This is a genomic window from Rhodococcus parequi, from assembly GCF_046042785.1.
GTDB classification, from domain to species: Bacteria; Actinomycetota; Actinomycetes; order Mycobacteriales; family Mycobacteriaceae; genus Prescottella; species Prescottella parequi.
The window spans coordinates 123,234-133,816 of the sequence record NZ_JBDLNV010000005.1 but is presented as its reverse complement, the minus strand read 5'-3'; the positions used below and the strand labels follow the sequence as shown (position 1 = coordinate 133,816).

Below are 10,583 nucleotides of genomic sequence, written 5' to 3'. Positions count from 1 at the left end.
CGCATCAATCTACAGGGTCGGCCCGTCAGAACCCATTTCCGACCAGTTCATCGCACGTTCACTCCGTCACGTCGAGCGCGGCGATCACCTTGGTCGGGCGGACGCGGACCACGAGTTCCCCCGGCACGCCGTTGCGGCGCCCGAACTCCTCCGCCCGCGCGTCACCCATGTACCGCCGGCCGATCTCGGTCGCGACCCGCACCAATTCATCCGGATCCGTCGAGATCACGGCAGCGCCCTGGATCTGCACGAACGCATACGGTGGCTGCTCGAGGTCGACACACAGGGTCACGCGCGGATCCCTGGCGAGATACCGCCCCTTGGCCGTCGACGCCCCCGTGTTGAACACCACATCGTCCCCCTCGAGGACGAACCAGACCGGGGCGACGAGCGGACGGCCGTCTCCGGAGAGGTACCCGAGCTTGCCGGTCCTGGTCCCCCGGGTGAGGAACTCGCGGACCTGCGGGTCCTGCAAACTGTCTCGCAGACTGCTCACGAACCGAACAGTACGCGTGTCGGCGCAGGTGCGCCGGGTTCGCGTGCGGTCCGCGTCAGGACAGGACTTCGACCAGCGTGGTCGCCGAGTCTCCCACCATGTACTTCTCGATCCCGTCGAGGTGCTTGCGCCAGAAGTCCTGTGCCGCAATGGCGTCGCCGCTCCGCAGATGGGCAAGCAACTTGGTGTACGCGCGATGCGCCGCGCGGGCAGCCGGTTTGTCCTGATTGTCCCCGTGCGAGGCGATGAACAGGTCGTTGTGCGCCTCGATGATGTGCACGAGCATTCCGGCCAGCACCGCGAGGGTCTCGTTCCCGGCCAGATCGACCAGGCTCTGGTGCAGCTGGACGTCGTGGTGCGCGAACGCGGCCGCGTCGTCCACGAGACCGGCGCCCTCGTCGATCAGTGCGGCGAGGCGATCGAGTTGATCGGCATGGCCCGGACCCGCCAGGACTCCCACCGCGGACACCTCGAGCGAGGCGCGGGCGCGATAGACGTCGACCAGCGGCGTCCCCTTGTACTGCAGCAGCAGACCGGTGTACCGAGCGGCGACGGAGGCGTCCGGCGCCATGACCCGGGCACCGCCGCGGGCACCGCGGAGCACCGTGATGATCGACTCGGATTCGAGGATCCGAAAAGCCTCCCGCAGGGTGGGACGCGAGACGCCGAACTGCTCCATGAGCACCGATTCGTTCGGCAGCGGATCGCCCGCGCCGAGCTCGCCGGTGATGATTCGTCGGCGCAGGTTCGCGGCGACGAGCTCACCCGCCTTGGGCACCCGCACCACAGTCGACTTCGATCCGACCGCCACGTTGTCCATCTCCTCGGCTCCCGTCCCGGCAGACGCCCGGACTCGGTACCGATGAAGAGTACAAGGCTTTAGTTGTTTCTTCCCCTCCCGACGGCGCGATCGGTCGGTGTCGGGGGCACGTCGTGGTCAACCACGAGCAGAAGCGATGCTACTCATGGGTAATCTCACACCGTCACCGAGCCCCGAATCGGGCAAACCAGTCGAGGAGGTCGGCATCGTCGACCGCGCTGCGATCGACCACCCGGGCCGCTTCGTCACCCTGGAACAGTCGTTTGATCGGTACCTCGAGCTTCTTGCCGGTACGGGTGTGCGGAATGCCCGGAGCTGCGACGATCTCGTCCGGCACGTGCCGCGGCGACGCCTTCTCCCGAATCACCGCCCGGATGCGCTCGCGCAGCGAGTCGTCGAGTACGCACCCGTCGGCGAGGACCACGAACAGCGGCATCCAGTAACCGCCGTCACTCCGCTCGGCACCTATGACGAGCGCCTCGACGATCTCCGGAAGCCGTTCGACGGCCTGGTAGATGTCGGCGCTGCCCATCCGGATGCCGTTGCGGTTGAGCGTCGAGTCCGAACGCCCGTGCATGACGACTCCACCGTGCTCGGTGATGGATATCCAGTCGCCGTGCCGCCAGACCCCGGGAAACGAGTCGAAGTAGCTCGCGCGGTACCGGGCGCCGTCCGGGTCGTCCCAGAACCGCACGGGCATCGACGGGAGTGGTCGGATGATCACGAGCTCGCCGACGTCGCCGCGGACCGGCCGACCGGACTCGTCGAACGCGTCGAGTGCCACCCCGAGGTACGGCACCGACAACTCCCCGGGCCACACCGCGGTGGTGCGCGTCCCGCCGACGAACGCCGAGACGACGTCGGTGCCGCCGCTGATGGACATGACCGGCACGTGCGCGCCCACGTTCTCGGACAGCCACCACGACGAGGACGCCGGCAACGTGGATCCGGTGATCCCGACCGCGCGCAACGCACCCAGGTCGTGATCCGCCGCCGGGACGATCCCGGCCTTCTGGCAGGCCAGGACGTAGCCGGGGCTGGTACCGACCACGGTGACCCCGAGATCGGCCGTCGACTCCCACAATCGGCCCTGCGCCGGGTACGCGGGGCTGCCGTCGTAACAGACGACGGTGGCACCCACCAGCAGACCCGCGACCTGGAAGTTCCACATCATCCAGCTCGGACTCGTGTACCAGAAGAAGGTGTCGTCGCGTCCGATGTCGCTCTGCAGCGCGATCGCCTTCAGGTGCTCGAGGAGGACGCCGCCGTGGCCGTGCACGATCCCCTTCGGCAGACCCGTCGTGCCCGACGAGAAGACGATCCACAAGGGGTGGTCGAACGGCACCGGAACGGGCTCGAGCACGGCGTCGCCGTCGGTGGCCTGCTCCCATGCGAGGGCGCCGGGCACCGCTCCGGTACCGAGGCGCGACACCGCGACGGTCGCCGCGAGCGTGGGCATGCCGGCCCGCAGCTGCTCGACTTCGTCGGTCCGCGAGTGTTCCTTGCCGCCGAAGCGGTAGCCGTCTGCGGCGACGAGCACCGTCGGTTCCAGCTGTCCCAGGCGGTCGAGCGCGGCCGGGGCCGAGTAGTCCTGGCCGCACGCCGACCACACGGCCCCGAGGCTCACGGTCGCGAGGAACGCGACGATCGCCTCGGGCACGTTGGGTAGGTAACCGACGACCCGGTCGCCCGGCCCGACGCCGAGCGAACGCAGGGTCGCGGCGAGCGCGCCGGTCTGCCGGGTGAGCTCGGCCCACGACAGCGTCTCGCGGTCGCCGGCCTCGTTCTCGTACACGACGGCGGGACGGTCGGTGCGCGCATTCCGCACGACATGGTCGACGTAGTTGAGCCGGGCCTGCGGGAACCACACGGCGCCGGGCATCGTATCGACGGCGAGGGCCGGACCGGGATCGACTGCCGACTCGACCGCGAAGTAGTCCCACACCGACTGCCAGAAGGCACCGAGGTCGTCCACCGACCACTGCCACAGGGCCCGGTAGTCCGGCAACGTCAGCTCGGTGCGCCGTTCGACCCACCGGGCGAAGTCGGTGATCCGGGCGCCGGCGACGTCCCCGTCGGTCGGCACCCACTGCGGCCGGGTACCGGTGGTTCCTTCACTCGTCACGCGCTCACGTCTCCCTTCCCTGCGCGACACCGGAGCGTCGCACGATCTCTTCCGCGTGCCGCAGCACCGGCGCGTCCACCATCCGGCCCTCGAACGCGAACACCCCGCGCTCGCGCGAGGCTGCCCCGAGAATCCGCTCCGCCCAACCCAATTGCTCCGCGGTGGGCGCGTAGGCGGTGCGGATGACGTCGATCTGACTCGGGTGGATCGCCACCTTCGCATCGAATCCGACCGCGACGGCGTCCTCGCACTCGGCGCCGAGCCCCTCGCGGTCCGGGATGTCGAGGTACACCGAGTCGAGGGCGAACCTGCCGTGGGCCTTCGCTGCCAGCAATGCGGTCGACCGGACGTGCCGGGCGACGTCCCGGTAGGCGCCGTCCGGCTTCCGGCTCGACGCGCCGCCGAGGGCAGCGACGAGATCCTCGGCGCCCCACATCACGCCGACGGCGTTCTCGGCCTGCACCGCCTGCTCGATCGCGAGCGCCCCGAGCGGCGACTCGACGAGCGCGATCACCGACAGCGGTGCGAGATCGAGGACCTGTTCCACGGATTCGCACTTGGGCAGCATCACGGCGGTGTACGGCGTTCGGTCCAGTGCGGCGCAGTCGAGCGCGTGATCGTCGGTGCCGTGTGCGTTGACCCGCACGACCGTACGGTCCGGGTCGAGCGGGACGTCGACCAGTGCGCGACGTGCGGCCTCCTTGTCGGCGGGCGCGACCCCGTCCTCGAGGTCGAGGATGACGACGTCCGCGGTGGCCGCCGCCTTGGCGAACCGCTCCGGACGGTCGGCGGGGCAGAACAACCAGGCCGGGCCGGGAAGCGTTCCCGTCCAGAGTCTCTCGGCGGTGGGTTCGCTCATGCGGGCCTCTTGCGGACGAGGGTCTTGCGGACCGCCGTCGCGACGACGTCGCCGTGCTGGTTGCGACCGGTGTGCTCGAACGTCACGATGCCCTCCCCCGGCCTGCTGCGGGACTCGCGCAGGTCGGTCACGACGGTCTCCGCGTACAGCGTGTCGCCGTGGAACAGCGGCTTGGGGAACGCGATCTCCGAGAAACCGAGGTTCGCGACGATGGTTCCCTGGGTCAGTTGCGCCACCGACAGACCGACCAGCGTCGACAGCGTGAACATCGAATTGACCAGTCGCTCACCGAACTGCGTCTCGGCGGCGAACGCGGCATCGAGGTGCAGCGCCTGCGTGTTCATCGTGAGCGTCGTGAACAGGACGTTGTCGGCCTCGGTGATGGTGCGCCCCGGCCGGTGCGCGTAGACGACCCCGGTCTCGTACTCCTCGAACCACAGCCCACGCTGGACGATCTTGCGTGCCGTCACTCGTCAGACCCCCAGTTCCCGCGCGATGAGCATCAACTGGACCTCGGTGGTGCCCTCCCCGATCTCGAGGATCTTGCTGTCGCGGTAGTGCCGGGCCACCGGGTACTCGTTCATGAAACCGTATCCACCGAAGATCTGGGTGGCATCGCGCGCATTGTCCATCGCGGCCTCGCTCGCGATCAGCTTCGCGATCGACGCCTGCTTCTTGAACGGCTTGCCGGACAGCATGAGTGCGGCGGCGTCGTAATACGCGGTCCGGGCCACGTGGGCCCGCACCTCCATGCGCGCGATCTTGAACTCGATGGCCTGGTTCGCACCGATCGGGCGACCGAACGCCTCGCGCTCCTTCGCGTAGCGCACCGACTCGTCGACGCAACCCTGCGCGGCACCGACCGACAGGGCCGCGATCGCGATGCGGCCCTCGTCGAGGATGCGCAGGAAGTTCGCGTAGCCGCGGCCGCGCTCACCGAGCAGATTCGCCTCGGGCACCCGCACGTCCTGGAACGTCAGCGGATGGGTGTCGGAGGCGTTCCAGCCGACCTTGTCGTACGCCGGTTCGGCGGTGAAACCGGGCGTGGAGGTCGGCACGAGGATCGTCGAAATCTCCTTCCGCCCGTTGTCCTTCACGCCCGTCACCGCGGTCACCGTGACGAGCTTGGTGATGTCGGTGCCGGAGTTGGTGATGAACTGCTTGTTGCCGTTGATCGTCCATTCGCCGCCGGCGAGCTCGGCCTTGGTGCGGGTGCCGCCGGCATCACTGCCGGCGCCGGGTTCGGTGAGACCGAACGCGGCCAACGCCTTTCCGCTCGTGAGTTGCGGCAGCCACTCCGCCTTCTGCTCCTCGTTGCCGAAGCGGTAGACCGGCATCGCGCCGAGGGAGACGCCGGCCTCGAGAGTGATTGCGACGGACTGGTCGACCTTGCCGAGTTCCTCGAGCGCGAGGCACAGCGCGAAGTAGTCGCCGCCCATGCCGCCGTACTCCTCGGGGAACGGCAGACCGAACAGGCCCATGTCGGCCATGCCGTCGACCACGGCGTACGGGAAGGTGTGGTTCGCATCGTGTTCCGCGGACACCGGCGCGACCACGTTCTGCGCGAAGTCCCGGACGGTCTTCGCGAGCTGCTGGTACTCGTCGGGCAGCGATCCGGTGGACAGGTACTCGGTCATGACGCGACATCCTTCGGTGCGAGTTCGGGAGACAGCTCGGATTCGGTGGCGGGACTGACCCGCGCGAGTAGTTGATCGACCCTGACCTGGTCGCCGACCCCGACGAGGACCTCGACGACGCCGCCGATGGGCGCGGACAGGGTGTGCTCCATCTTCATGGCCTCGACGACCACGACGGCGGTCCCGGCGTCGACGGTCTCGCCGGACGCCGCGGCCACCGCGATGACCGTGCCGGGCATCGGACTGGTCAGCTCGGCGTCGCCGGCGTGGGCGTCGCCGCCGCGGACACTGGCCTCGCGCAGTTGCGAGACCGTCCACGTACCGGTCGCGCCGGCCAGCCACAGGGTGCCGTCGGCTTCCCCGACACGGTAGGTGTCGCGGCGACCGTCGAGCACGACGGTCAGGACGCCGTCGTCGAGTCGCGCTGTGAGCGTGTGGTTCTCGCCGCCCTCGATGTGCGCAGAGCCGTCCTCGGGAGTGCCGGTGACGAGCACGTGCTCGGTGCGGTCACCGGCGCGCAGGCGCAGCGAGATCGGATGCGTCCCACCGACGCGCCAACCGCTCGGAGCGTCCCACGGATCCGAGGTGTCACGGGGCCAGAGGCCGAGCCAGTGGTACGCGGCCGCGGCGACGAGGACATCGTCGTCGACCGGCGGGGCGTGGAAGTCGGCGACCCGGCGGTCCAGCAGACCGGTGTCGAGCCGTCCGGCGCGCACGTCCTCGTCGGCGAGCAGGAATCTCGCGAAGGCGATGTTGGTGACCACGCCGAGGACCGCGGTGTCCGCGAGCGCCCGGTCGAGCCGTCGCAGCGCCTCGGCCCGGTCGTCACCGTGCGCGATCACCTTGGCGAGCATCGGGTCGTAGTCGCTGCCGACGACGGTCCCGTCCTGCAGTCCCGAGTCGACACGCACGCCGGCACCGGCCGCCTCCGCGAGACCGAGGACCGTGCCGCCGGTGGGCAGGAAGCCGCGGACCGGATCCTCCGCGTACACGCGCGCCTCGATCGCGTGACCGGTGAGCGTCACGTCGTCCTGCACGAAGCCGAGGGGCTCGCCGGCGGCGATGCGCACCTGCCACTCGACCAGGTCCAGGCCCGTCACCATCTCGGTGACCGGGTGTTCCACCTGCAGGCGGGTGTTCATCTCCATGAAGAAGAACTCGTCGGGCCGGTCGGCGGACACGATGAACTCGACGGTGCCCGCTCCGGTGTAGTCGACGCTGCGGGCCGTGTCGCATGCCGCGGCGCCGATCCGGGCGCGGGTCTGCGCGTCGAGCAGCGGCGACGGGGCCTCCTCGATCACCTTCTGGTGCCGACGCTGCAGACTGCACTCGCGCTCACCGAGATGCACGACGTTGCCGTGTTCGTCGGCGAGGACCTGGACCTCGATGTGCCGGGGCCGCAGCACGAACCGCTCGAGGAACAGGGTGTCGTCGCCGAAGGCCGACGCCGCCTCCCGCCGCGCGCTCACCAGCGCGCCGGGCAGATCCCCCGGCTCCTCGACCAGTCGCATGCCCTTGCCGCCGCCGCCCGCGGACGGCTTGACCAGCACCGGATAGCCGATGTCCTCGGCCGCGGTGATCAGGTCTGCGTCGGACAGTCCCGGCCTCGCGATACCCGGCACCACCGGGACGTCGAACGCGGCCACCGCGTTCTTGGCGGTGATCTTGTCGCCCATCACCTCGATGGCCCGCGCCGACGGGCCGAGGAAGGCGATCCCGGCGGCCGCGCACGCGGCGGCGAACGCTGTGTTCTCGGAAAGGAACCCGTATCCGGGGTGGATGGCCTGCGCGCCGGTGCGCTTGGCCGCGTCGAGCACCTTGTCGATGTCGAGATAGCTCTCGCGGGCCGCCGCCGGCCCGATCAGCACGGCGGTGTCGGCCTCACGGACGTGCCGCGCACCGGCGTCGGCCTCGCTGTAGACGGCGACCGACCGGATACCCATTTCACGGAGGGTGCGGATGACCCGTACCGCGATCTCGCCGCGGTTGGCCACCAGGATCGTCTGGAACTGTGCAGTCATGTGTCCCTCACATCCGGAAGACGCCGTAGGAGACCGGCTCGAGCGGCGCGTTCGCACACGCCGACAGCGCCAGTCCGACAACGGTTCTGGTATCGACGGGATCGATCACGCCGTCGTCCCACAGCCGGGCCGTCGAGTAGTACGGATTGCCCTGCGCCTCGTACTGCGACCGAATGGCGTCGGGGTCCTTGCCGGAGCCGACGGCGCCGAGAACGGACGCGGCCTGCTCGCCGCCCATCACCGAGATTCGGGCGTTGGGCCACATCCACAGGAAGCGCGGCGAGTACGCCCGCCCGCACATCGAGTAGTTGCCCGCGCCGTACGAGCCGCCGATCACGACGGTGAGCTTCGGCACCCGGGCGCATGCCACCGCCGTGACCATCTTGGCGCCGTGCTTGGCGATGCCACCGGCCTCGTACTCGCGGCCGACCATGAAGCCCGTGATGTTCTGCAGGAACAGCAGCGGGATGCTGCGCTTGTCGCACAGTTCGATGAAGTGCGCGCCCTTCATCGCCGACTCGGCGAACAGCACGCCGTTGTTGGCGACGATGCCCACCGGGTGCCCGTGGATCCGGGCGAAACCGGTGACGAGCGTCTTGCCGTACTCGGCCTTGAACTCCTGGAAGCTGGCGCCGTTACCGGTGGCCCCGTCCACGATCCGGCCGATCACTTCGCGGACGTCGTACGGGATGCGCGGGTCGGTCGGGACCACGTCGTACAGCTCGTCCTGGTCCGCGACGGGCGCGACCGTCTCGGCCACGTCCCACGGTCGCGGTGCACGCGGGCCGAACGTCGCGACGATGTTCCGGACGATGCGCAGCGCATCGCGATCATCCTCGGCGAGGTGGTCGGTGACGCCCGAGACCTTCGAATGCAGGTCGCCGCCGCCCAGCTCCTCGGCCGTGACGACCTCACCGGTCGCCGCCTTCACGAGCGGCGGGCCGCCGAGGAAGATGGTGCCCTGGTTGCGGACGATCACGGCCTCGTCACTCATCGCCGGGACGTACGCGCCGCCGGCTGTACACGAGCCGAGGACCGCAGCGATCTGTGGAATTCCCTTGGCGCTCATGGTCGCCTGGTTGTAGAAGATGCGCCCGAAGTGTTCGCGGTCGGGGAACACCTCGTCCTGCATCGGCAGGAACGCGCCTCCGGAGTCGACGAGGTAGAGGCACGGCAGGTTGTTCTGCAGCGCGATCTCCTGCGCCCGCAGGTGCTTCTTGACCGTCATCGGGTAATAGGTGCCGCCCTTGACGGTGGCGTCGTTCGCGACGATCACACACTCGCGTCCGGAGACCCGGCCGACGCCGCCGATGACGCCGGCGCCGGGGCACTCGTCGTCGTACATGCCGTTCGCGGCGAGCGGAGCCAACTCCAGGAACGGGCTGCCCGGGTCGAGCAGGGCGTCGACGCGGTCGCGGGGCAGGAGCTTGCCGCGAGCGACGTGGCGCTCACGGGACTTCGCGCTGCCGCCGAGCGCTGCCGCGGCCAGCTTGTCGCGCAACTCGGCCACGAGGGCCAGGTGCTGCTCCCGATGGGAGGTGGTTGAAGCGGTTCGAGCGGTTGTCACGTCACCGTCCTCGCAGTTGATGGATACGATGAGACTCGGTTAATCCCGACTAACTGAAATTAGGTTATCCGTGATTAACTGAGTTGTCCAGATCACACGAACGGGAAAATGTGACCGATGACCGACGTCGAAGGTGAAGTGGCGGCGGCCCCCGGCCGGCGCAGCCGGGCCAAGGCCGACCGGCGCCGAGAACTCCTCCGCGCCGCAGCGCGGCTGATCGCCGAACGCGGCTTCCCCGGGGTCCGGCTCGAGGACCTCGGGTCCGCGGTGGGCATCAGCGGCCCCGCGGTGTACCGGCACTTCCCCAACAAGGACGCACTGCTCGTCGAGTTGCTCACCGATATCAGCGAGCGACTGCTCGCGGGCGGAACGGACGTCGTCGAGCGCGTACCGGACCCGCGCCGGGCACTCGAGGAACTGGTGGACTTCCACCTCGACTTCGCGCTGGGCGAGCCCGACCTCATCCGGGTGCAGGACCGCGATCTGCACTCGCTGCCCGACGACGCCCGCCACCGGGTGCGCCAGACGCAGCGTCGCTACGTGGAGATCTGGGTGGGTGTGCTGCGGAGGATCGATCCGGGTCTCGACAGCACGCATGCGCGCATCGCCGCGCACGCGACGTTCGGCCTGATCAACTCGACCCCGTACAGCGCGGTGTCCCCGTCCGTCGATGCGACGAACGGGAACACGACACGGCGCGTGCTGCGCCGGATGGCCCTGACCGCGCTCGCAACCCGGTCCGGGTGAGCCCTCAGGACCGTTTGGCCGTGATCGACGTGTACGCGAGCGTGAGGACCGCAGCGACCGCGATACTGATGATCCAACGCCACCAGTCGATGCCGGGTGTGTCTCCCTTGTCGCTGATCAGTCCCCAGATCCAGTAACCGATCAGTGCACCGACGATGCCGATCACGATGGTGATGATCCAGCCCATCGCCTGCTTGCCCGGAACGACCAGCCTGGCGATGACGCCGATGACCGCGCCGAAGATGATCGTGCCGATGATCTCGCCCATGACGGGCTCCTTCCGTCCGCCCCCGGCATGCGCGGAACACGCT

The 10,583-nt window shown here is 69.2% G+C and carries 10 protein-coding genes; 1 reads left to right on the top strand and 9 read right to left on the bottom strand.

The window, feature by feature from the left end; all coding sequences use genetic code 11:
* Nucleotides 1-58: 58 nt before the first annotated feature.
* From ABEU20_RS15250 to ABEU20_RS15215, 8 genes are all read right to left on the bottom strand, one after another.
* Nucleotides 59-475: a PPOX class F420-dependent oxidoreductase gene (locus tag ABEU20_RS15250; RefSeq protein WP_420165558.1), complete on the bottom strand. Its 417-nt coding sequence runs from the start codon at nt 473-475 to the stop codon at nt 59-61.
* A 76-nt stretch (nt 476-551) separates the two neighbouring features.
* Entirely contained in the window at nt 552-1,307 is a 756-nt protein-coding gene (locus ABEU20_RS15245) for a FadR/GntR family transcriptional regulator (RefSeq protein ID WP_420165246.1), read from the bottom strand.
* A gap of 172 nt (nt 1,308-1,479) precedes the next feature.
* Entirely contained in the window at nt 1,480-3,441 is a 1,962-nt protein-coding gene (locus tag ABEU20_RS15240) for an acetoacetate--CoA ligase (protein ID WP_420165245.1), read from the bottom strand.
* A gap of 4 nt (nt 3,442-3,445) precedes the next feature.
* The gene (locus tag ABEU20_RS15235) at nt 3,446-4,300 is read right to left on the bottom strand and encodes an HpcH/HpaI aldolase/citrate lyase family protein (protein ID WP_420165244.1); all 855 of its coding nucleotides are present in this window, start codon (nt 4,298-4,300) and stop codon (nt 3,446-3,448) included.
* Entirely contained in the window at nt 4,297-4,770 is a 474-nt protein-coding gene (locus ABEU20_RS15230) for a MaoC family dehydratase (RefSeq protein WP_420165243.1), read from the bottom strand. Before ABEU20_RS15230 ends, ABEU20_RS15235 begins: the two co-directional genes overlap by 4 nt.
* A 3-nt stretch (nt 4,771-4,773) precedes the next feature.
* Nucleotides 4,774-5,937, bottom strand: a complete 1,164-nt coding sequence (locus ABEU20_RS15225; RefSeq protein WP_420165242.1) for an acyl-CoA dehydrogenase family protein — start codon at nt 5,935-5,937, stop codon at nt 4,774-4,776.
* The gene (locus tag ABEU20_RS15220; protein WP_420165241.1) at nt 5,934-7,958 is read right to left on the bottom strand and encodes an acetyl-CoA carboxylase biotin carboxylase subunit; all 2,025 of its coding nucleotides are present in this window, start codon (nt 7,956-7,958) and stop codon (nt 5,934-5,936) included. Before ABEU20_RS15220 ends, ABEU20_RS15225 begins: the two co-directional genes overlap by 4 nt.
* Before the next feature lie 7 nt (nt 7,959-7,965).
* On the bottom strand, nt 7,966-9,525 hold the full coding sequence (locus ABEU20_RS15215; protein ID WP_420165240.1) for a carboxyl transferase domain-containing protein: 1,560 nt from the start codon (nt 9,523-9,525) through the stop codon (nt 7,966-7,968).
* Nucleotides 9,526-9,642: 117 nt separating this feature from the next.
* On the opposite strand from ABEU20_RS15215, the gene ABEU20_RS15210 reads away from it, so the two are divergent.
* Nucleotides 9,643-10,272 carry an SACE_7040 family transcriptional regulator gene (locus ABEU20_RS15210; protein ID WP_420165239.1) on the top strand — a complete coding sequence of 210 codons (630 nt, stop codon included), beginning with the start codon at nt 9,643-9,645 and terminating at the stop codon, nt 10,270-10,272.
* A gap of 4 nt (nt 10,273-10,276) precedes the next feature.
* On the opposite strand, the gene ABEU20_RS15205 is transcribed toward ABEU20_RS15210, so the two are convergent.
* Entirely contained in the window at nt 10,277-10,540 is a 264-nt protein-coding gene (locus ABEU20_RS15205; protein ID WP_420165238.1) for a GlsB/YeaQ/YmgE family stress response membrane protein, read from the bottom strand.
* Nucleotides 10,541-10,583 lie beyond the last annotated feature (43 nt).

Coding starts and splice junctions, on each gene's coding strand:
- ABEU20_RS15225 (WP_420165242.1), bottom strand. CDS start 5,937: ATGACCGAGTACCTGTCCACCGGATCGCTGCCCGACGAGTACCAGCAG.
- ABEU20_RS15235 (WP_420165244.1), bottom strand. CDS start 4,300: ATGAGCGAACCCACCGCCGAGAGACTCTGGACGGGAACGCTTCCCGGC.
- ABEU20_RS15220 (WP_420165241.1), bottom strand. CDS start 7,958: ATGACTGCACAGTTCCAGACGATCCTGGTGGCCAACCGCGGCGAGATC.
- ABEU20_RS15205 (WP_420165238.1), bottom strand. CDS start 10,540: ATGGGCGAGATCATCGGCACGATCATCTTCGGCGCGGTCATCGGCGTC.
- ABEU20_RS15210 (WP_420165239.1), top strand. CDS start 9,643: ATGACCGACGTCGAAGGTGAAGTGGCGGCGGCCCCCGGCCGGCGCAGC.